This is a genomic window from Mediterraneibacter massiliensis (assembly GCF_001487105.1).
GTDB classification, from domain to species: domain Bacteria; phylum Bacillota; class Clostridia; order Lachnospirales; family Lachnospiraceae; genus Mediterraneibacter; species Mediterraneibacter massiliensis.
This window is the reverse complement of record NZ_LN913001.1, coordinates 1,961,035-1,981,421: the sequence shown is the minus strand read 5'-3', so window position 1 is coordinate 1,981,421 and position 20,387 is coordinate 1,961,035. Positions and strand designations below refer to the sequence as shown.

General features: G+C 40.3%; 21 protein-coding genes and 1 pseudogene. 19 read left to right on the top strand and 3 right to left on the bottom strand.

Going from position 1 to position 20,387, the window contains the following annotated elements:
- Nucleotides 1–71 precede the first annotated feature (71 nt).
- The 9 genes and pseudogenes from BN3282_RS13670 to BN3282_RS15630 all read left to right on the top strand — a co-directional run.
- Complete coding sequence (locus tag BN3282_RS13670) at nt 72–2,537, top strand: GH116 family glycosyl-hydrolase (protein ID WP_059070002.1); 2,466 nt, start codon at nt 72–74, stop codon at nt 2,535–2,537.
- Between the two features lie 12 nt (nt 2,538–2,549).
- Entirely contained in the window at nt 2,550–3,860 is a 1,311-nt protein-coding gene (locus tag BN3282_RS13665; protein ID WP_059070000.1) for an ABC transporter substrate-binding protein, read from the top strand.
- Between the two features lie 42 nt (nt 3,861–3,902).
- Nucleotides 3,903–4,784 carry a carbohydrate ABC transporter permease gene (locus tag BN3282_RS13660; RefSeq protein WP_059069998.1) on the top strand — a complete coding sequence of 294 codons (882 nt, stop codon included), beginning with the start codon at nt 3,903–3,905 and terminating at the stop codon, nt 4,782–4,784.
- Entirely contained in the window at nt 4,781–5,623 is an 843-nt protein-coding gene (locus BN3282_RS13655) for a carbohydrate ABC transporter permease (RefSeq protein WP_059069996.1), read from the top strand. The genes BN3282_RS13660 and BN3282_RS13655 overlap by 4 nt, the downstream gene beginning before the upstream one ends.
- Nucleotides 5,624–5,666: 43 nt before the next feature.
- Nucleotides 5,667–7,148, top strand: a complete 1,482-nt coding sequence (locus BN3282_RS13650) for a glycoside hydrolase family 32 protein (protein WP_059069995.1) — start codon at nt 5,667–5,669, stop codon at nt 7,146–7,148.
- A gap of 72 nt (nt 7,149–7,220) precedes the next feature.
- Nucleotides 7,221–8,006 carry an AIM24 family protein gene (locus tag BN3282_RS13645; protein ID WP_059069992.1) on the top strand — a complete coding sequence of 262 codons (786 nt, stop codon included), beginning with the start codon at nt 7,221–7,223 and terminating at the stop codon, nt 8,004–8,006.
- 130 nt (nt 8,007–8,136) lie between these two features.
- A complete protein-coding gene (locus BN3282_RS13640) occupies nt 8,137–8,607 on the top strand; it encodes a hypothetical protein (protein ID WP_059069991.1) in 471 nt (156 codons plus the stop codon).
- The gene (locus BN3282_RS15155) at nt 8,583–11,396 is read left to right on the top strand and encodes an InlB B-repeat-containing protein (RefSeq protein WP_162858253.1); all 2,814 of its coding nucleotides are present in this window, start codon (nt 8,583–8,585) and stop codon (nt 11,394–11,396) included. The genes BN3282_RS13640 and BN3282_RS15155 overlap by 25 nt, the downstream gene beginning before the upstream one ends.
- A gap of 18 nt (nt 11,397–11,414) precedes the next feature.
- A pseudogene (locus tag BN3282_RS15630) lies at nt 11,415–11,510 on the top strand (reverse transcriptase); the annotation flags it as partial.
- Between the two features lie 142 nt (nt 11,511–11,652).
- Here the strand turns inward: BN3282_RS15630 and BN3282_RS13630 are convergent.
- Nucleotides 11,653–12,180, bottom strand: a complete 528-nt coding sequence (locus BN3282_RS13630; protein ID WP_059069987.1) for a hypothetical protein — start codon at nt 12,178–12,180, stop codon at nt 11,653–11,655.
- Between the two features lie 330 nt (nt 12,181–12,510).
- Here BN3282_RS13630 and rhaD point away from each other — a divergent pair, with 330 nt between their 5' ends.
- Nucleotides 12,511–13,353 (top strand): rhamnulose-1-phosphate aldolase, encoded by an 843-nt coding sequence (rhaD, locus tag BN3282_RS13625; RefSeq protein ID WP_059069985.1) that lies wholly within the window; start codon nt 12,511–12,513, stop codon nt 13,351–13,353.
- A gap of 247 nt (nt 13,354–13,600) precedes the next feature.
- Entirely contained in the window at nt 13,601–14,542 is a 942-nt protein-coding gene (locus BN3282_RS13620) for an L-lactate dehydrogenase (RefSeq protein ID WP_059069983.1), read from the top strand.
- A 41-nt stretch (nt 14,543–14,583) separates the two neighbouring features.
- On the opposite strand, the gene BN3282_RS13615 is transcribed toward BN3282_RS13620, so the two are convergent.
- Complete coding sequence (locus tag BN3282_RS13615; RefSeq protein ID WP_059070519.1) at nt 14,584–14,958, bottom strand: metal-dependent transcriptional regulator; 375 nt, start codon at nt 14,956–14,958, stop codon at nt 14,584–14,586.
- 294 nt (nt 14,959–15,252) lie between these two features.
- On the opposite strand from BN3282_RS13615, the gene BN3282_RS13610 reads away from it, so the two are divergent.
- The 8 genes from BN3282_RS13610 to BN3282_RS13580 all read left to right on the top strand — a co-directional run bounded on the left by BN3282_RS13610 (nt 15,253) and on the right by BN3282_RS13580 (nt 19,590).
- Nucleotides 15,253–15,462 (top strand): FeoA family protein, encoded by a 210-nt coding sequence (locus BN3282_RS13610; protein ID WP_059069981.1) that lies wholly within the window; start codon nt 15,253–15,255, stop codon nt 15,460–15,462.
- Between the two features lie 60 nt (nt 15,463–15,522).
- Nucleotides 15,523–15,741, top strand: coding sequence for a FeoA family protein (locus BN3282_RS13605; protein WP_059069980.1), 219 nt, complete (start codon nt 15,523–15,525; stop codon nt 15,739–15,741).
- Nucleotides 15,742–15,787: 46 nt separating this feature from the next.
- Nucleotides 15,788–17,971, top strand: a complete 2,184-nt coding sequence (feoB, locus tag BN3282_RS13600) for a ferrous iron transport protein B (RefSeq protein ID WP_059069978.1) — start codon at nt 15,788–15,790, stop codon at nt 17,969–17,971.
- Nucleotides 17,972–18,042: 71 nt separating this feature from the next.
- Complete coding sequence (locus BN3282_RS13595) at nt 18,043–18,231, top strand: FeoB-associated Cys-rich membrane protein (RefSeq protein ID WP_059069976.1); 189 nt, start codon at nt 18,043–18,045, stop codon at nt 18,229–18,231.
- Nucleotide 18,232: 1 nt separating this feature from the next.
- Complete coding sequence (locus BN3282_RS15150) at nt 18,233–18,370, top strand: hypothetical protein (RefSeq protein WP_162858252.1); 138 nt, start codon at nt 18,233–18,235, stop codon at nt 18,368–18,370.
- An 11-nt stretch (nt 18,371–18,381) separates the two neighbouring features.
- Nucleotides 18,382–18,744, top strand: a complete 363-nt coding sequence (locus tag BN3282_RS13590) for a heavy-metal-associated domain-containing protein (RefSeq protein WP_059069974.1) — start codon at nt 18,382–18,384, stop codon at nt 18,742–18,744.
- A 29-nt stretch (nt 18,745–18,773) separates the two neighbouring features.
- Nucleotides 18,774–19,169, top strand: coding sequence for a Fur family transcriptional regulator (locus BN3282_RS13585; protein WP_059069972.1), 396 nt, complete (start codon nt 18,774–18,776; stop codon nt 19,167–19,169).
- Between the two features lie 139 nt (nt 19,170–19,308).
- Nucleotides 19,309–19,590: a DUF2325 domain-containing protein gene (locus BN3282_RS13580; protein WP_059069970.1), complete on the top strand. Its 282-nt coding sequence runs from the start codon at nt 19,309–19,311 to the stop codon at nt 19,588–19,590.
- A 60-nt stretch (nt 19,591–19,650) separates the two neighbouring features.
- On the opposite strand, the gene BN3282_RS13575 is transcribed toward BN3282_RS13580, so the two are convergent.
- Entirely contained in the window at nt 19,651–20,343 is a 693-nt protein-coding gene (locus tag BN3282_RS13575; RefSeq protein WP_059069968.1) for a S1 RNA-binding domain-containing protein, read from the bottom strand.
- Nucleotides 20,344–20,387: the final 44 nt, after the last annotated feature.

The window sequence follows — 20,387 nt, the reverse complement described above, 5'->3', positions numbered from 1 at the left end:
CATATCGGAAAAGAGGCTTTTTATTTTTAAAATATATGGAACCCGTTCCATATTAAACAGGAGGAAGAAAAATGGATAAAATATTCTCAAAAAAAGAGCTATATGACAGAACTCCACGGATTTACAAACGAGATGCATCTGAAGTACGTTTTCTTCTGGGAGGAATCGGAACAGGCAATTTTTCTGTAAATACAAGAGGAAAATTTCTGGACTGGGAAATTTTTAACTGGCCTGCTAAAAATACGAAATTTCCATTATCATTTTTTGCTATCCGGACAGAAAATGAAAACATGGAAAAACCAATATCTAAAATACTAGAAGCAAGGCTTTTGCCTCCTTATACAAGCTCGCATGGTTATTTGCAGGCAGAACTTGTAAATCTTCCAAGAATGGAAGATTCGGAAATGACATGCGAGTATCCGTTTGCCAATGTAAAGTTCTTCGATTCAGAATTGCCGGTGCAGGTGAGTATGGAAGCTTTTACGCCGTTTATACCGCTGAATGTAAATGATTCCAGTATTCCCGGAGCTATTATCAGATACCATGTTAAAAATACATCGAATCATCCTACAGAAGTAAGCTTGGTTGGAACCCTTCCCAATGCTTCCGGTTTTGAAGGATACGATGTTATCGAAAATTTGAAGCTGGCAGACAGTGTGAAAAATGTCTATCGTGAAACAGGAAATATCAAAGGGCTTTACTATGAACCGGAACATTTGGAAGAGAGCCATCTTAGATATGGAAACATGGCGATTATGACCACAGGGGAGAATGTGACTTATAAAACACAGTGGTTTGATGGAGAGTGGGTGGATGGGATCCAGGATTTTTGGGATGATTTTACGGAAGATGGACGATTGGAAAAAGAAACGATCTCGGACAGTGTTGGATGTGAATTTGCTCAATTCCATAATTTCAGTTTTTTAAAAAGAAGAGAAAAAATCGGCTCCATCGGTTCCTATTGTACGCTGGCTCCGCAAGAAGAGAAAACATTTGAATTTGTCATCACCTGGTATTTTCCGAATAGGGTAAAGGCATGGATTGAATTTGATGAAGATTATGAAAATTTTCAAGATGGAAAATATGGAGTTACAAGAAATTATTATGCAACGCAGTTTTCCAATGCATGGGATGCGGGAGAGTATATTTATGCGGAAATGTCCAGATTGGAAAAAGGAAGCAGAGATTTTGCTGATGCTATGTTTCATCAGACAACACTGCCCTACTATGTGATCGATGCCTTAACAGCGAATATTACAAATTTAAGAAGTAATCTTTGCTTTCGGCTGGAGGATGGGACTTTTGGAGGATTTGAAGGGATCCGGGATGATATAGGATGTGGTTACGGCAGCGTTCCCCATGTATGGAATTATGAACAGACAGTGGCTTTTCTGTTTCCAGAACTGGAACAAACAATGCGTAATGTGGAATTTTTGCGGGAAACAGATGAAAATGGCTGTATGTCTACACGGATGTTTTCTGTATTTGGGCAGAAGCGATATGAGATGGTGCCGGCATGTGACGGTCAGTTGGGCAGTATTGTGCGCATTTACCGCGATTTTAAAAATTCCGGGGACATGAATTTTTTAAAAACGATCTGGAAAAAAGCAGTGCAGGCGATGGATTACGCGATAAAACAGTGGGATACAGATGGAGATGGTGTGTTGGATGGACAGCAGAATACCACGTATGACATTGAGTTTTACGGTTTAAATCCAATGACGGACAGTATATTTCTCGCAGCTTTAAAGTGCTGTGAAGAGATGGCGGCCATCTTAGGTGATCAAGAACATGAAAAGATCTACGGGCAGCTGTATAAGAAAGGAGCACAGCTGGCAGATAAGCTTTTGTTTAATGGCGAATATTATGAACAGGTTCTGGAGGATGTGGACAGATATAAATATCAGTTTGGAAAAGGATGTCTGTCAGATCAACTGTTGGGACAGTTTCTGGCCTATATGTCAGGAATAGGAGAAGTACTGTCGAAAGACCATATGAAAACAGCTATGGAATCGGTATTTAAGTACAACTATCAAACAGACTTTTACCATACGGACAGTGTACATCGTGCGTATGCGATCAATGACGAAAAAGGTATGGTAATTGCAACATGGCCGAAAGGAGGTAGACCGAAATTTCCCTTATCATATGCAGGAGAGGTATGGACAGGTGTAGAATATTCTGTGGCAGCAAATCTGATTTATCTGGGGTGTGTAGAAGAAGGCCTGACGATCGTAAAATCTATACGCGACAGATACGACGGATACAAGCGAAATCCGTTTAGTGAAATCGAATCCGGCCATCATTATTGCAGAGCGATGGCGAGCTGGGGGATCCTGCAGGCATTGCTGGGACAAAAGAGTGATATGTATAAGAAAACACTTTCTATACATCCGGTAATAGAAGAAGACATGTCCAGTTTCTTTATCTGCGGAAATGCATGGGGAGTATACAGACAAGAAAAGAAAAATGGAAAATGGGTGAAAAAGTACGATATATTATATGGTACTTTAGATGGAATTCAATTAGATGATTAAAGGAGAAGTATTATGAAGAAAAAAACATGGGAAAAAGTAACGGCAGTTGCAGCGGCAGTACTCTTAACGGTTTCAATGGCAGGATGCGGTGCAAATGAGAAAAAAGAACAATCTGGAAATGGGGATACGATTACGATTGAATTTGCAGAACATGTAGCAAATATTGAAGAGCAAGAACCTCATATGATGAAAATTATTGAAGCATTTGAAAAAGAACATCCAAATATCAAAATTGATATAACAGGAAAGGAAGTATCTGAGCATAACAAACAAATGACATTATTAGCAGATGAAAATAAATTACCGGATATTTTTTGGCTTGAACAGGCTCCGGCAAAGGAATTTGCACAAAACGGGTATTTATATGATATGACGGAAGCGTTGGATGAATATGGAATCAATGAAAATCTTTTACCTGGATTGGTAAATTCCTGTATAGTTGACGAAAAAGATTTTGGCCTTCCCAGTGAAGTGATGATGGCAGGTTTTTTCTATAATAAGGCATTGTTTGAAGAAGCAGGGATTGAAGAAGCTCCTGAGACTTATGAAGAATTTACAGAGGCTGTCAACAAATTAAAGGACGCAGGCATCGTACCACTTACAGTAGGAGCACAGGATAATTACAGTATCTGGGCATTTGAGACGATGCTGGCACGTTATGGTTTCTTCGATAAACTGGAAGGATTGAACGATGGAAGCGTTTCCTGGAATAATGAAGATTTTATACATTATTTTGAAAAAGTAGAAGAAATGCGGGACAACAAGACTTTCACAGAGAATATCGCGAATATGGGATATTTTGAAGCAAAAGAGCAATTTCTTGGCGGACAGGCAGCCATGTTTAATTCTGGCGCATGGGACATTGGTGATTTTGAGGCCAGTGATATAGCCCAGAACATCGGTTTTTTCTGGGGTCCGACTTTCTCAGACAGCGAGTATCCGCAGCAAATCGGAATAAAGGCTTCCGGCGGAGTATATGTAGTTTCTGCAAAAGCGGCAGAGGATAAAGAACTTTTGGATGCAATCATGCAGTTCTGGCAATTTTATTATGGAGAAGAAGGAACAAAAATTATCGCTGAAGATACAGCGGCGCTGCCTTGTTCCCAGTATGAAGGTGAAGTAAATGTAGAAGAACATCCGGTACTGGCAACGATGATACAGGCTTTAAATGATGATTGGGAAGCGGTTCGTGAACCCTTTAATTCTTTATCTTCTACTGTAGCCTATGGATATTTCGATGCGACATTTGGTGTTATGACAGGAGTATATACACCTGAGGAGGCGGCAGATTATGTAGAAGATCTGCACAGTGCGGAGCGATAAAAGAAAACAGATATTAGATTTATACAAAATTTGGAGGATATTATGCATTGGGTAAGTACAAAAAAAGCAAAAGCAGTTATGCTGATTCCAACATTACTTGTATATATGGTGTTTATTATTATTCCCGTATTTGTCGCAGTGTATTATAGTTTTACAGACTACAGCGGCATGGGCAAAGCAGAATTTAGAGGTTTTGATAACTATATACGGATGTTTGGAGACGAATTGTTTTTAATTGCTTTAAGAAATACATGTATTGTTCTGGTGTGCAGTCTATTGTTTCTTCTTGTGGGTTCATTTTTAACCGCTATGTTGATGAACAGAGCTTTTAGGGGAAATGCATTTTTTAAAATGGTTGTATTTGCACCTTATATAATAGCACCCATTATTATCGGTATTATATGGGGATATATTATGAATCCGCAGTATGGGCTGCTCAATAATATCCTCCGTAGCATAGGTTTGGATGTGCTGGCCATTGAATGGATCGGGGGGACAAAATGGTCTCCTCTGGCGCTTGCCATCGTATTTACCTGGCAGGTTATGGGCTTTCATGCAACCATCTTCCTCTCCGGGATAAAAACGATTCCGGCAGATATATATGAAGCCTGTGCGATGGATGGTGCAAATGCACTGCAAAGATTGTTTTATGTAACAATACCTATGTTGAAAGAGACATTTATTATCAATATTGTTTTGATTATAACCGGAGTTTTCAAAATATACGAATTGGTATATCAGATGACAGGAGGAGGACCGGCTCATCAGTCGGAACTTCTTACATCTTATATGTATTTTACTGTGTTTAGTTCGAGAAAGTATGGATATGGCATGGCCATCGCTGTTGCGATACTTGTACTTTCGATCGCAGGTTCATTTGCCTATATCAGGATCACAACGAAAAAGAAAAGGAGAGAATTATGACAGGAAAAAGAAAATCCATAAAACAAATTGCTTTTTATGTGTTTGTCGCAGCTCTGGTCCTTATCTTGCTGATTCCAATTATATGGGCAATTTTGCTTTCTTTTAAGACCAATAACGAAATCGTGAATACACCGCTATCATTTCCTACATCATGGAATTTTGAAAATTATGTAAGAGCATTAGAGACGATCGACTTTGGAGGCATGTATTTTAATACGCTGATTTTGGTACTTGTTAGTACATTTTTCAGTATTGTGATCACTTTTATGAGTTCCTTTGCTATTGCCAGACTTACTTTTAGAAAAAAGCAGACAGCGGAATATATCTATCTCTTTTTTCTGGCAGGCATAGCGATCCCGATATACGTACTGATCTTCCCCATTTACCGCATTGATTCGGCAATGGGGATACTGGGAACGAGGTTAGGGTTGATCATACCGTATGTTGCTGTCAATATTTCTTTTAATACACTATTGTTTACTGGTTTCTTAAGAGAAATTCCCGGAGAATTAGAAGAGGCTGCATTAATTGATGGATGTAATCTTTTTAAGATATGTACCAGAGTAGTCATTCCCGTTATGAAACCGACATTTGTAACGATTGTTATTTTTAACGCAGTGTATATATACAATGAATTTCCATTCGCTTCTACTTTTATACAGGATAGCAGGCTGAATACGGTCTCCTTGATGACATCTATGTTTAAAGGGCAGTATTCTATGGATTACAGTGCGATCATAGCAGCGAGTCTGCTTATTATGCTGCCAGAGTTGATCTTCTATATATTCCTGCAAAAATATATTATCAGTGGGATGACATCAGGTGCTGTAAAGGGATGACACTTTGGAATATAAAAGGCAGAAAGCACGTGTGGAGGAACGTATGTCAAGAGAATTAATGTTGGAAAATATCAGAAAGGCGCAAAAAGAAATAGAGGAGAAGAAAGAACAGGTGAAAAGGGGAGCGATGCGTCAACACTATCATTTTATGCCGCAGACAGGATGGCTCAATGATCCCAATGGTCTTATATATTTTCGGGGAAAATATCATCTTTTTTATCAATATAATCCATATTATGGCTTTTGGGATTATATTCATTGGGGGCATGCCGTCAGTGAGGACATGGTTCATTGGGAATTTCTTCCATTGGCTTTGGCTCCCAGCGAATCGTATGATGATTATGTAAGAGGAGGGTGCTTTTCAGGAAGCGCTATCGAACATGAAGGAAAGCTGTTTTTAATCTATACAGGAGCTGCCAATCATGGGAATGGAAATGAGCAGACACAATGCATTGCATACAGCGAGGATGGAATCCATTTTGAAAAATATGAGGGGAATCCTGTGCTGAAAGCTCCAAAAGGCGTACCAAGTTCTCAGTTCAGAGACCCTAAAGTGTGGAAGCATGAAGATACTTATTATATGGTATGTGGAGCCAGTAGGGAGAACAAGGCACAGGTATTGCTGTATCGTTCCAAAGATATGTTTCACTGGGAGTATGTCAATGTACTGGCAGAAAGCAGAGGAGAATGGGGCTTTATGTGGGAATGTCCGGATTTTTACCAACTGGGCGATAAATATGTATTGACAGTTTCCCCGATGGGAGCAGGCGAACATACAGCGATATATTTTGTAGGGGATTTCGAATATCATACAGGGAAATTTATTTACCATACCGTAGGAGAGATTGATTGGGGACTAGACTATTATGCGCCTCAGTCTTTTCTTACAGCAGATGGAAGAAGAGTTATGATCGGCTGGGCTAATGAATGGGAATGGATGTCTTCTTGGAAGGACTGGGGACCTACGTATAAAGAAGGCTGGTGCGGCTTCTATAGTATTCCAAGAGAAGTGCGTCTTATGGAAGATTATACTCTGCAGTTTATACCGATCGAGGAATTGCGTATGCTTAGGACAGGCGGAGAGAAAAAAGAGGAGATGGTCATCTCTCCGGACGGCAGAGAATTATCTGCCGGAGACGGGATTGCTTTTGAAATGAAAATGAAGGTGCTTCTTGAACAGACAGATGCAGAAAGCTTGGAATTGTGTCTGCGCTGTGGAAACGGAAAACAGCTGCTATGTATGTTTGATTTTAAACATGCAGAAATCATAATAGACAGAAATCAGGCAGATGGGTGGAGCAAAGGAAGTTCAAGAAGTGCATTTAAAATAAGTGGAAAAAAAGAATTAGATATTCATATTTTTTCAGACAAAAGTTCAGTGGAAATATTCACAGATCAGTATCAGAATAATCATTCTAATAATATTTTTGCGCAAGATATGCAAAATCATATCCACATCTGTACCCATGGAGGGAATGCATTGATCAAAGAGTTTGAAGCATATGGAATAAAGAAGATTATGTAAGAAAAATCGAATATATTTTTCAATTCTTTTATGATAAAATAGACTATATTAGAGTTGGAAAGGGGAAGGCGTATGTATCATATTTCAAATCTATTTAATAATGACGATGTAAAGGTATTAGATTCAAAAGGCTGTTTTTCGATTATCGAATACCAAAGAGATTTAAGTGTGACGCCACAGTCCGCGATAGTAGCCTATTATTGTAATGAGATGAATATCAGAAAAAGGCAGGTTGTATGTGTATTGAACCAGTCGGCTGTTACACTGCAGGCAGGAGCCATGCAATGGATGGCAGGAGAAATCAATGTAACAACCGGCGTAAAAGGAGTAGGGGACTTCCTAGGAAAAGCTGTCCGGGGAAAAGCGACGGGAGAGTCTGCCATCAAACCGGAGTATGCAGGTACTGGCACTTTAGTATTAGAACCTACATATAAGCACATCATTTTGTTGGATGTAGGAGAGTGGAATGGGTCTGTAGTCCTGGATGACGGCATATTCCTTGCCTGTGATGCAGGTTTAAAACATAAAGCGGTTATGCGTTCGAATATGTCATCCGCAATAGCAGGCGGAGAGGGCTTGTTTAATCTAGGTATTATGGGAAATGGTATCGTATGCCTGGAAATTCCCTGCCCGAAAGAAGAATTGATAGAAGTTACGTTGAATAATGACACATTGAAAATAGATGGGAATATGGCGATCGCATGGAGCGGAAGTCTAAATTTCACGGTAGAACGTTCTGGAAAGACATTGATAGGGTCTGCAGCGTCCGGCGAAGGGCTGGTGAATGTTTATCGCGGAACAGGAAAAGTTTTGATGACACCGGTTCTTGATAATGTTGTTGAGAAAATCGGAGTATAGAAAGAAATAGACATTTTTTGACAGCAGTGATATAGTTATGTATTAAGATAATTAGGAGATGTTCCGCTTTTTTATCATTTCTTTTATCTGTTAGCATAGATTTGCGTCAAAAAGGAGGAAATAAGTAAGAATGAAATGGGCTAAGCGAGCAGCTGTATGGTTTCTTACGTTGGTTATGACATTGAACATATTGCCGCAGACGGTATTTGCTGAAGAAAAAAATGCCTTATCCATTCAATATGAAGTTACACAGCAAATGAATGAGGATAAGACGGAAGCAACTATTTCTTTAGTGTTTGCAGAGATGGAAACGGTACAGTTAGAAAAACTAAGATTACCTGACGGTACGGAAATAACGGAAGATCTGACGGTTGTTCAATATAATGTTTCCGATAACGGGGTATATGATTTTCTTGTAACGTATACTGCTGATGGTATCAGACAAGAAGAAACGATAGAAGTTGAAGCGGCTGGATTTGAAGAAAAGGGTGGGGATGAGAACAACGAAGAAACTATTCCTGTATTCCTGCAGGCGAGGAATCCGCTGTTTCATCTGGGGAGTCACATTCCAAAGGAGTGGATAGAGAGAAAAACGGAGTGACAGCAGAGGCAAAAGCTTTTGTCAGAACAGGAAATTCGTGGGAAGTATCTGATAAAGTTTCCTTCGATCAGGCTGTAACAGAGATCGAGCAGGCACGAGATGGAGAAGGACTGACAGAAGCGACGATTGTCTTTACACAAGATATCAACTTGGAAGGCGCAGATCATAGCGACTACACGACGCAGAATAATTTCGGCGGGATCGCGGGAGTGACGGTAACCTTAACCAGTAAGGAGCAGCCGGTCAAAGTCGACAATCTGGGGAAATATCTGTACAACACGCCCAAGGTGAATGCTGGAGTAGAGTCAGAGACAAAGGCTTACCTGCTGGTGGGGGACTTAATTCTGGATAAGATCCAGCTGGATACGTCGTCAAACCATACACTATTTGCGCAGGGAAATCATCTGACCTTTACAGAAAATTTTACTGCCACGGATGAGCTTTATTTATATGGCGGCGGGATTGGCAAATATACGATTCTGGAAGATGGATCTATTGATTATAATGGCGGAAATTTTGCCGAGACAAATCTGGTAATCCGAGGTGGAAAGTTTGGAATTGTTTACGGCGGATCTCTTCATGGCAACATTGCAGGCAATACGAATATTACAGTTGCGGCATCTCCTGACAATTCCAAAATAGATTCCCTATATGGCGGCGGAGATGGACAGAAGACAAATGCGTCTAATGCCATGTATGGAGCTGTCGGCGGAGATACGAACGTAACGCTGTCTTCAGGGACTTTCGGCTATGTTTATGGCGGCGGCTATGCCAGTGGTAGTAATACGATCAGTACACGATATGCGGCAGTGAAGGGCGATACCCATGTCACAGTTGGCGGCAAAAGCGGACAGAAGGCGATATTCAGTCATATTTACGGTGGAGGGGTCCGGTCGTCTGTGAAGAATACGAATGTGATCATCGAATCTACGGCGGAGGGAAATGATTCCGACCCTTATGCAAGCATTCATATTATCGGTGGCGGAAGCAGTGATATCGTCCAGGGAACTATTCATGTGACGGTAAATGGCGGGAATAAACTGGGAACTATTTTTGCAGGCAGCGGAAATGAGAATTATAATCTTCTGCAAACGGTGGAAAATCAGGAACAGGAGGAATTTGCTTCCCTTGTTGAGATCAACGGCGGAACCATGGAAAAGGTATATGGCTGTCATTTTTCAGATTTTTCACAGAATCCCTCTTTGTTTGCGGGCAGTGTAAAAATTGTGATGAATGGCGGTACTGTAAACGGCGTCATACTGGCTGAGAAAAAATCGACGATCCAGGGCGACAGTATCTGTGATGTAAAAAGTGGAACATTTAGGAGTACGCCTTCTATCAAAGGATACGAGCAGGGGAATGCTACGACCACGACCGGAGAGACGAGAGTCAATTTTATAAACGACAAGTATGTAAAGACCTGGCAGATCGCATATGTGGATACCATTTATGTGGACAACAGCAAAGACGCTGTCATACGCGATTATGCTGGTGCTCCGGCGGTTTCAAATGTGAAAAACATTCAGATTGAACAGGGTACTTTAGGCATTACAGGAACGAATGAGATTTCAGGAAACCTGACAGTCAACGGGACCCTTGCATTGACAAGAACGGATCATCCGGACAATAAAGACGAAAAAGGAACAGTAGGAACCTTAAGCGTAGGGGGAGCCTTTACAGGTACAGGAAAATTAAGACCGATTAAGACAAAGGTTTCTAATTTTCTGATCAATTCCAATCCGGTGGAAGGGGAGGAATATGTATATGCGAAAGATAAAGCAAATTCTATGGCAGAGCTGACGTTAGAGCCGGAGCGTTTCGGATTATACGTGGCGCATGATACAACCGAAAGCGCAAAAGATATTTGGAAGATCGCAAAAGATCCAAATGCCGTAAACGTAACGGTAATCTTTAAGAAAAATGGCGGAGATACAGAGGCGGATCCGGCTTCTCTTGAATGTAAAAAGGGAGAGGCTTTGGGAAAATTACCGAAGGCTCCTGTCAGAGAAGGATATCAATTTGCCGGATGGAATACGCAGCAGGACGGAAAAGGGACAGCTTTTGATGAAAATGTGGTTGTGAGTGGTGATATGACTGTCTATGCGCAGTGGACACCGTTGGAGTACGAAGTGGATTACGAATTTGTGCCGTTAGATTCCGCAGAAACACTTCCGAAAAAGGTAATGCAGCAGCTCCCAAGTAAAGAAAAAGTGAAATATAAAGAGACGGCACTTCCATCAAAAACACAATTTGACGAAGTGAAAGTGGATACCGGAAAATGGGTATTCAAGGGATGGACACCGGAAAAGATAGAAACTGTGACAAGTAATGTGAAGTTTACCGGTACGTGGGAATTTGTTTCTGCAGTAAGTGGATTGAACGAAGTTCCAACGATCAATGCAAGTGATAAGACATTAACAGTAGGAGATACATTTGATCCATTGAAAGATGTAACAGCAGCGGACAAAGAAGACGGTGATTTGACAGGGAAAATTGAGATTGTAAAGAATGAAGTCGATACAAGCAAAGAAGGAGTTTATCAAATTACATATAAAGTGACAGATAAACAGGGGGCTTCTGCGAGTAAGACGATTAAGGTCACTGTGAAAGGAAAAGAGACGCTGGGAGTTTCAAATGGGACAGGACATCCAACAGATAAGAATAATTCTGGAAACGCAGGAAGTGTAAAAACAGGAGATCAAACAAACCTAATACTTTGGAGAATATTGCTTATTGTGTCAGGGATTGGCGCATGTGGGGTATGTAGGAGAAAAAGAAAAATAGATTGATTATAATTTTAGAAAGAAATATATAGTGCACAGCCTAGACTCTTGGAAATGATACTGTATAAGGATAACCTAAACAGAGCGCGCAAGAGAGTGAAGGCGAACAAGGGAGCATCAGAATGGAGGAGATGACCATTCATGATGCTCTTTTGTATTTCAAGGAACATCAGTAAGAGTTTAGCGACTGTATCTATTAAAACCGCCATGTACTGCACGGCATACAGGGAGAGAGGAAGGCGGCTAGTCACCGCTTTCTGCTCTATTCATCCTCTGTTGTATCCTTCGTCCTTCCTTTTACATGCAGTCCTAATTTATCAGGAGACCGCCATATAAATAAGGCGCCCAGCCCTGCGATGATATAGAGCAAGGTTACTAAGATGGCAGAGTTTTCCTGCAGAGCCCATACAACCAGTACGATAGATGCAAGGACTGCAATAAGCTCCAGCGTGGAGAAAAAGCGTTTCTCACGGCGTTCTTTATACTGTAAGATTCGTTCTTCATGACTGTTTTCCAGATAAGATGTAATATGCTCTTCCGTGATCCGGCATGCTATTTGATCTGCAGGGGTAAAAGCATGCAGATTTTCCAGAATTTCTTTGTACACAGTCTCATAGATGCTTGTCTCTATTTCTGAATTTTTTGTTTCTTTGTCAATTTTATCTGAAGCTGCGGCATCAGAGGAAGCAGAAGAGGCAATGCCTTTTTGCGTATCTGCATATTCTATTGTCTTTGGTGCAGATTCAGATTGTGAAGCTGCAGCTTCATGTGTTGTGTTTTCTTGTTCCATCTTTTGTACCTCCCAGATATTCTTGTGAAATCTTGTCTTAAACTTATCATAACAGTTATTTGCATAAGAAGAAAGAAAAAAGTTCAAATTTAAAAATTCTTTATAATATTCAGAGAAAATGTATAGAGAAAAGAGTAAAAGAAATAAAAGAAAAGATGTATAAAATATGTAGGATCAAGACTTGCATTTTATGAGAAATGTGATATAATTAAAACCACTAAAAACCACATAAAATAAAACAATAAACCACTAAAAACCACAAAATAATATACGATATTTGATGGAAAACAACGTTGTGGCGAAATTTAAAGAGACTATAGGAGGTAAATGATGAAAATTTTAGAATGTAAATTTCTTCAGGATTTTGTTAAAATGGCAGAAGATGGGTATCAGCAAGGCTGGCATGAGAGAAATGGGGGGAATTTGTCCTACCGCTTGAAAAAGGGAGAAGTAGATGCAATCCGCCAGCGTCTTTCAGACAATGCCTCCTGGCAGTCGATCGGTACTTCTGTCCCAGGACTTGCAGGGGAACACTTTCTTGTGACGGGGAGTGGAAAATATTTCCGCAATATTGTCGTAGATCCGGAAGCGTGTCTGGCCATTATCGAAATAGATGAGAGCGGTAATCAGTATCGTATCCGCTGGGGACTTGCAGAAGGAGGAAAACCTACGAGTGAATTACCGACACATTTGATGAACCATGAGATCAAAAAGAGACTTACAGGGGGAAAGCATCGGGTGATTTATCATGCTCATACAACGAATACGATCGCGCTGACGTTTGTTCTTCCGCTTAATGATGAAGTATTCACAAGAGAATTGTGGGAAATGGCGACAGAATGTCCGGTAGTCTTTCCAGAAGGAGTAGGCGTTGTAGGCTGGATGGTACCGGGAGGACGAGATATTGCTGTAGCCACAAGCAAGCTGATGGAAAAATATAATGCTGTTATATGGGCACATCATGGTATGTTCTGTTCAGGAGAGGATTTTGATCTGACGTTTGGTTTGATGCATACAATTGAAAAATCAGCAGAAATACTGATTAAAGTAATGTCTATGGTTCCACAGAAGAGACAGACGATCGAGCCGGAGGATTTTAGAGATCTGGCTAAAGGTTTCAATGTAGAACTTTCCGAAAGATTTCTATATGATAAGAGAAGTCTTTCTATCTAAGACATAGATAAAAATTTGTCGTTAAAAGAAAAAAGAGATGCCGACTGCATAAAGTGTGTCAGCCTCTCTTTTTTTATGTATGTAATATATCATAATACACACGGTATTTTATATTATATAGCATAAAATAAGCAAGCTTTCCCTCAAGCGCGCATAAAGGATTGTAATTTGTGAAAAATACTATATAATGAAGTTAAAATATTTCCCACTAAAATGATAGGGAATTGATAGAGAGGAGAAAATGCGAATGATCAATATACAAAAAGCTGCAATTATAGGGTGCGGGTTTGTAGGCGCGTCTATTGCATATGCACTTATGCAGAAAGGGACGTTTTCGGAAATCGTTTTATTGGATGCGAATGAGAAAAAGGCAGAGGGAGAGGCAATGGATATTAGTCATGGACTGCCTTTTGCTCATGCCATGGATATTTACGCAGGAAAGTATGAGGATATACGAGACGCTTCCGTGATCATTATCACAGCAGGAGCAAATCAGAGGCCGGGAGAGACAAGATTAGACTTGGTACAAAAAAATGCAGGGATCATGAAATCTATCATCAGAGAAATCAAAAGGGTCAAATGTGAAGGAATACTGCTTATCGTCTCAAATCCTGTAGATATTTTGACGTATGTAGCCTTGAAAGAATCAGGCTTTCCTTCGTCAAGAGTGATCGGATCGGGAACGGTCCTAGATACTGCACGGCTAAAATATATTTTAAGTGAAAAGCTAAAAGTGGACAGCCGAAATGTACATGCTTTTATCATAGGAGAGCATGGAGACAGTGAACTTCCTGTTTGGAGTTGTGCAAATATTTATGGGATCGGACTGGGAGATTTTGCAAAAATGAAAGGCTATAAAAACTTTACATCAGAAATGGAAGAAATTTATCATGCGGTACGGGACAGTGCTTATGAGATCATCGAGAGAAAAGGAGCCACTTATTATGGGATAGGAATGGCTGCGGCGAGGATAGCAGAGGCGATTGTACGTGATAGTCATGCAGTTGTTCCTGTATCAGTTCTGTTGAATGGCGAGTACGGACTTTCGGATCTGTGCTTGAGTATTCCGGCAATCGTGGGAAGTGAAGGGGCTGAACAGGTGCTGGAGATTGCTTTTAATGAAGATGAAAATAAAAAGCTGAAAAAATCTGCGGAAGAATTAAAGGCAGTTTTGCATACCATTCAATAAAAAGTTTTAAGAACAAAAAAGCCGGATTACCCGGCTTTTTTCTATTCCATAGTTTTGTTTTTAATATGTCGTTTGATAGCTTCAAAGCTTTCGGCGCTTATCACGTGTTCGATACGGCAGGCGTCATTTGCGGCTGTATCTGTGGTTACGCCAAGCTGTTCAAGCCAGGAAGAAAGCAGCGTATGACGTTCATAGATCCGTTCGGCAATCTCTTTTCCGGCTTCGGTTAATGTGATATAACCTTCCGGAGATACAACGATATATTTGTTTTCCCGGAGTTTTTTCATGGCTACACTGACGCTGGATTTTTTAAAACCAAGCTCTGCTGCAATATCAACAGAGCGGACAACAGGATGAGCGTTGTTTAGTATTAGGATTGTTTCTAAATAATTTTCAACAGATTCATTTATATGCATTACCATTTATATACCTCGATTTCCCATGATTTTGTACAATTTTCTAAGATGGCAGTCCTGAATCTTCTGTACAGTACAATACTTTACATAATAGACAGTATAGCATATCTACTTTATAACATCAAATATAACGAAACGAAAAAGGATAAAATTGTCGACGGGGTTCTTGACAACTAATCTTAGTTAGAGTATACTAACCAATGAACGGAGCAGATATTGAAAAAACATATCATTTGTATATAATTTCAAGTTACACAAGCGTACTATGATTTTAGAGAAAGAAGAGGATGGAAGATGCCCTTGACAATGGCTGAGATTGGGAAAGTAAATACGATACGTAAAGTAAAAGGAAATGAAGAGACAAAGCGTTTCCTGGGAAATCTGGGGTTTATAGCTGGCGCGAAGGTGACGGTGCTGTCTGTGATCAGCGGAAATGTGATAGTGAATATTAAAGATTCCAGAATTGCAGTCAATGCTGATATGGCGCGGCATATCATGATCTAAACAGACCGCTTTGCCGTACATATAAAAGAATATTTACATTTAGGAAAGGAGATAAAGAGGATGACATTAGGAGAGGCAGAAGTAGGAAGCAGTGTTGTTGTTACCAAAATTGAAGGCGACAGCGCTTATAAGCGTCGCATAATGGACATGGGCATTACAAAGGGAAGTGAACTTTATATCAGAAAGGTGGCGCCTCTTGGGGACCCAGTAGAGATCACTGTGAGGGGATATGAGCTTTCTGTTAGGAAAAAGGATGCTCAATGTGTGCAGGTAAAATAATGTTTTATAGTATAATTCAAAAACAAACTTTAAGGAGGTAAAAGGAATGACAGTCAAGATCGCTCTTGCAGGAAATCCAAACTGTGGTAAAACTACAATGTTTAATGCACTGACTGGCGCGAATCAATATGTGGGAAACTGGCCAGGGGTTACAGTTGAAAAAAAAGAGGGAAAGGTAAAAAGCAAGAAAACAAAAGGCGAGGATATTATTGTTACAGACCTTCCGGGGATCTATTCACTTTCTCCATATACACTAGAAGAAGTCGTGAGCCGAGATTATGTGCTGAATGAAAATCCGGATGTTATTATCGATCTTGTGGATGCTACTAATATAGAACGTAATTTGTATTTGACAACGCAGCTTATAGAAACGGGAGTTCCCGTTGTGATTGCACTGAATATGGCAGATCTGCTTGAAAAGAGGGGAATTAAGATTGATACAAAACGTCTTTCCATGCTGCTTGGATGTACGATCATAGAAACATCTGCTTTGAAACAGACAGGACTCAAGGAGCTGATCGGCGAAGCTGTAAAAGTTGCAAAGAAAAATGAAGCAAAGCTTCCAAGTGAAATGTTTTCTGAAGAAATGGAGAGCGCAATTGAAGAGGTGAAAAGACTTCTTGCAGATTCTATAGCAGAGGATAAGAAGAGGTGGTATGCGGTAAAGCTTCTGGAAAATGACAGTAAAGTTGTCAGAACCGTGAAAATATCTGATGAAGCGAAGACAGTTGTTTCGAATTTGAGAAGTAAGATAGAGAAAAAGCATGATGATGATATGGAAAGTATCGTGACAGATGAGAGGTATAAATACATACAGAAGATGGTTGCGGCAACTGTGAAAAAAGGAAAAGAGAAGATTACAACATCTGATAAGATTGATCGGATCGTGACAAACCGTATCCTTGGTATTCCGATTTTTATTCTTGTTATGTGGGCCGTGTATTATGTATCTGTTACAACTGTAGGTACATTGGTTACAGACTGGACAAATGATGTTTTTGTCGTAGCAGTCCAAAATGCTGTAGGAGGCTTTCTGGAGAGCGTGGGAACAGGCGCTGTCGTGTATGGTCTGGTTGTTGATGGGATCATAGGTGGGATTGGCGCAGTACTTGGTTTTGTACCTCAGATGGCAATTTTGTTCTTGTTTCTTTCTATACTTGAAGACTGTGGCTATATGGTCCGTATTGCCTTTGTTATGGATCGAGTGTTTCGGCATTTCGGTTTGTCAGGGAAAAGTTTTATTCCACTGCTGATCTCTTCTGGATGTGGGATTCCAGGTATTATGGCTTCTAAAACGATCGAGCAGGATAACGATAGACGCCTTACTATTATGACAGCGACGTTCATACCGTGTGGAGCGAAACTTCCGGTTATTGCCTTAATGGGCGGAGTTATCGCAGGAGAGGCAGCCGGATATGCAGAGAGTTCTTTTATTGCTCCGCTTATGTATTTTATCGGGATTGCGGCGGTGCTTATATCGGCAATCATCCTGAAGAAGACAAAACTGTTTTCTGGCAAACCAGCGCCTTTTGTTATGGAGCTTCCTCAATATCATGTTCCTCAGGCAAGAACAGTTCTTCTTCATGTGTGGGAAAGATTAAAGGGCTTTATTATCAAAGCGGGAACGATTTTATTCCTGGCATGTGTTGCTATGTGGTTTTTGAGCAGTTATGGATTTGCGCAAGGTGGCTTTGGATTGGTTGAGGATAGTGCAGATAGTATTCTGGCTATGATCGGCGGAGTGATCGCTCCAATTTTTGCACCGCTTGGTTTTGGCTCTTGGGAACCGGTTGCCGCTTCTTTGTCCGGATTTACAGCAAAAGAGGCAATCGTATCTACGATGGGAACGCTGGCAAGTGTACAGGGAGATGTAGAAGATGCGGCGAATGTGGCAGCAGGTGTAGGAGCTTGGTTTCCGACAACGATGGCAGCGTTTTCGTTCCTTTTGTTCAATCTGCTGGACTCTCCATGCTTGGCAGCCATTGCTACGATGGCGCAGCAGATGCAGTCAAGAAAATGGTTTTGGTTTGCTATTATATTCCAGAATGTATTTGCATATGTCATTGCGCTTTGCGTATATCAGCTCGGCTCATTTGCTGTAGGAGGAACGTTTACGGTTGGTACGGCAGTAGGTATCTTATTAACGCTCTTGATTTTGAGCCTGCTGTTCAGGCCAGATCCATATAAAAATCAGAAAGTTTATACAAAACGTTCTGTACAGAATGTGTAAAAGAAAATCAAGTCAAGAAAAGCTGGATACGGGAAGGTGTTCGGCTTTTCCTGTAAAGGAGGGTGTGTTGTATGATAGCAAATGTTGTGATTTTGGTACTTATAGCAGTATATTGTATTTTTCTGTTATACAGGGGGTATAAGAATAGAAAAGCGGGCAGGCACATAGGGTGTACGGGCTGCAGCGGCAGCTGTGGACAGTGTTTAGGATGCGGCAGCAGTTCAGAAGCAGCGGCGAAAACAAAAGAAGGGCAGATGTGATATGGGAAACGCAACAGGTTCTACGCTCTATGCCTTTGGAGCATTTTTGCTCCTCTATCTTGTAGGAGCATTTGTATATCAAGGCTATCTATGGATCAAGAGGCATCGCAGTCATAGAAGAAATGATGGAGAAAAGTAAGAGGGATTGTTATGGCAGATATAATAATAGTAATAGTTGTAGTTCTTTTGATCGGGGCAGCATTAAAAAGTTCGGTCAAACATTTTAAGGGGGAAGGATCTTGCTGCGGCGGTGGATCGAGTTTAGCGGAAACAAGAGAGGAGAAAACTCTGGATGGTCCTGTGATAGGCAAAAAGACGATTAAAATATCTGGTATGCATTGTGAAAATTGCGTGAATAGCGTAACAAGAGCTATCAATAAGATCGAGGGGGTTCGTGCACAAGTGAGTTTAAGCAGCAGCAGCGCAGTTGTGTCTTATGATCGTGAAGTGAGTGAGAAGGAGTTAAAGCAAGCCATAGAAGAAGCAGGATTTGGGGTGACTAATATATCATAGTGACTGGTACAGATAAAATGGAGGCCATTATGAGCAGAAAAGAGCGGCTTTTAGAGCAGCTAAAGGAAAATGGATGCAGAATCACAAAACAACGTCTCATGTTGATCGACATTATTTTGGAAAATGAATGCTCCAGCTGTAAAGAGATATATTATAAGGCATTAAAAATGGATGAACATATAGGTGCTGCAACTGTTTATCGAATGATAAATGCGTTGGAAGAGATTGGAGTGATCAGCAGAAAGAACATGTATAAAGTAAATTGCTCTGAGAGTTGTCATTTTGAATATACTTGTAAGATCGTATTAGATGATGAAACGAACCTTCAGTTATCTTCAGACAATTTGAATAAAGTGCTTCAGGAGGGACTGCGGCGGTGCGGTTATGTAAAAGACCAGAAAATAACGAAAATAAAAGTTCAGTAAATTTATATTGTACATAATGAAAAATACTATCATGAAATTGTATTGATATTATTTTTCAATTCATGTATTATATAGATATGAGTTAGTTAAAACTAACTCATATAGGCACTGCTATATCTGCAAAATGAAGGAGGTTATTATGAGTGTAGTAATTATTGGTGGTCATGATAGGATGATCTGTCAGTATAAAAAAATCTGTAAACAGTATAACTGTAAGGCGAAAGTTTTTACGCAGATGTCAGCGAGTTTAAGTAAGCAGATTGGACAACCGGATTTAATTGTTCTTTTCACCAATACGGTGTCACATAAAATGGTGCGTTGTGCAGTGGAAGAAGCAGGAAGATGTAATGCAGATATAGTGAGATGTCACACAAGCAGTAAAAATGCTCTGGAAGAGATTTTGGAGAATGCGTGTGAATAAATAAAAATTCCTGACAGCAGGATGACTAAAATCATCCCGCTGCCAGGAATTTTTATATGCTTATTTGAGATTTAAATTTTTAAACAAATCGCCGAGATTTGTGCCGATATTCTCGCTCTTTGGAATATCCACTTTTTCTACTTTTTCTTCAGGGACTTCTTCCAGGGCTTTCATACTGAGACTAATTTTTCCATCTTTTACACCGATGATTTTTACAGTTACGTTATCTCCTGTATGCAGGACGTCGGAAGGGGCTTTTACCCTTTTCTGTGAAATCTGTGAGACATGAACAAGGCCGGAAAGTCCGTTTTCCAGTTTAACAAATGCCCCATAGTTCTGGAGTGTCTCAACAGTACCTTCCATGACAGTACCGATCTTGATATTTGCGATTTTCTCTTTCTGTGCCTGTTTTTCTTTTTCTTTGAGAATCTCACGCGCAGAGAGAACCAAGCGATTGTTAGCTTGATCTACATCAATGACGCGGACTTCAATATCTTTTAAAAGATATGTCTCCAAGTCTTCAATATAAGACAGAGAAAGTTTGGAAGCAGGAACAAAACCTCTGAGTCCTTCTACCATAGCAATTACGCCGCCGTTTACGACACCTTCTACTTTTACAGGAAGGATTGTCTTGTTTTCCATATATTCTGCAACCCGGTTCCAAGGATTGGCATCATCAAAATGTTCCTCGTAATCTGCCATTGTTTCTGCTTGTTCGTTTGTCTGTAATTCTTCTTTTAATTCTTCGCTCATTGTAGCACCTCAATCTAATTTTTTTCCATAAAACCAGTATAGCA

Bases quoted from the DNA above. Each gene is read 5' to 3' on its own strand.
- BN3282_RS13620 (WP_059069983.1), top strand. From the start codon at position 13,601: ATGATCAATATACAAAAAGCTGCAATTATAGGGTGCGGGTTTGTAGGC.
- BN3282_RS13580 (WP_059069970.1), top strand. From the start codon at position 19,309: ATGAGTGTAGTAATTATTGGTGGTCATGATAGGATGATCTGTCAGTAT.
- BN3282_RS13650 (WP_059069995.1), top strand. From the start codon at position 5,667: ATGTCAAGAGAATTAATGTTGGAAAATATCAGAAAGGCGCAAAAAGAA.
- BN3282_RS13655 (WP_059069996.1), top strand. From the start codon at position 4,781: ATGACAGGAAAAAGAAAATCCATAAAACAAATTGCTTTTTATGTGTTT.
- BN3282_RS13595 (WP_059069976.1), top strand. From the start codon at position 18,043: ATGATAGCAAATGTTGTGATTTTGGTACTTATAGCAGTATATTGTATT.
- BN3282_RS13615 (WP_059070519.1), bottom strand. From the start codon at position 14,958: ATGCATATAAATGAATCTGTTGAAAATTATTTAGAAACAATCCTAATA.
- BN3282_RS13605 (WP_059069980.1), top strand. From the start codon at position 15,523: ATGACATTAGGAGAGGCAGAAGTAGGAAGCAGTGTTGTTGTTACCAAA.
- BN3282_RS15150 (WP_162858252.1), top strand. From the start codon at position 18,233: ATGGGAAACGCAACAGGTTCTACGCTCTATGCCTTTGGAGCATTTTTG.
- BN3282_RS13575 (WP_059069968.1), bottom strand. From the start codon at position 20,343: ATGAGCGAAGAATTAAAAGAAGAATTACAGACAAACGAACAAGCAGAA.
- BN3282_RS13660 (WP_059069998.1), top strand. From the start codon at position 3,903: ATGCATTGGGTAAGTACAAAAAAAGCAAAAGCAGTTATGCTGATTCCA.
- feoB (WP_059069978.1), top strand. From the start codon at position 15,788: ATGACAGTCAAGATCGCTCTTGCAGGAAATCCAAACTGTGGTAAAACT.
- BN3282_RS13670 (WP_059070002.1), top strand. From the start codon at position 72: ATGGATAAAATATTCTCAAAAAAAGAGCTATATGACAGAACTCCACGG.
- BN3282_RS13610 (WP_059069981.1), top strand. From the start codon at position 15,253: ATGCCCTTGACAATGGCTGAGATTGGGAAAGTAAATACGATACGTAAA.
- BN3282_RS13665 (WP_059070000.1), top strand. From the start codon at position 2,550: ATGAAGAAAAAAACATGGGAAAAAGTAACGGCAGTTGCAGCGGCAGTA.
- BN3282_RS13585 (WP_059069972.1), top strand. From the start codon at position 18,774: ATGAGCAGAAAAGAGCGGCTTTTAGAGCAGCTAAAGGAAAATGGATGC.
- BN3282_RS13630 (WP_059069987.1), bottom strand. From the start codon at position 12,180: ATGGAACAAGAAAACACAACACATGAAGCTGCAGCTTCACAATCTGAA.
- BN3282_RS13640 (WP_059069991.1), top strand. From the start codon at position 8,137: ATGAAATGGGCTAAGCGAGCAGCTGTATGGTTTCTTACGTTGGTTATG.
- BN3282_RS13590 (WP_059069974.1), top strand. From the start codon at position 18,382: ATGGCAGATATAATAATAGTAATAGTTGTAGTTCTTTTGATCGGGGCA.
- BN3282_RS13645 (WP_059069992.1), top strand. From the start codon at position 7,221: ATGTATCATATTTCAAATCTATTTAATAATGACGATGTAAAGGTATTA.
- rhaD (WP_059069985.1), top strand. From the start codon at position 12,511: ATGAAAATTTTAGAATGTAAATTTCTTCAGGATTTTGTTAAAATGGCA.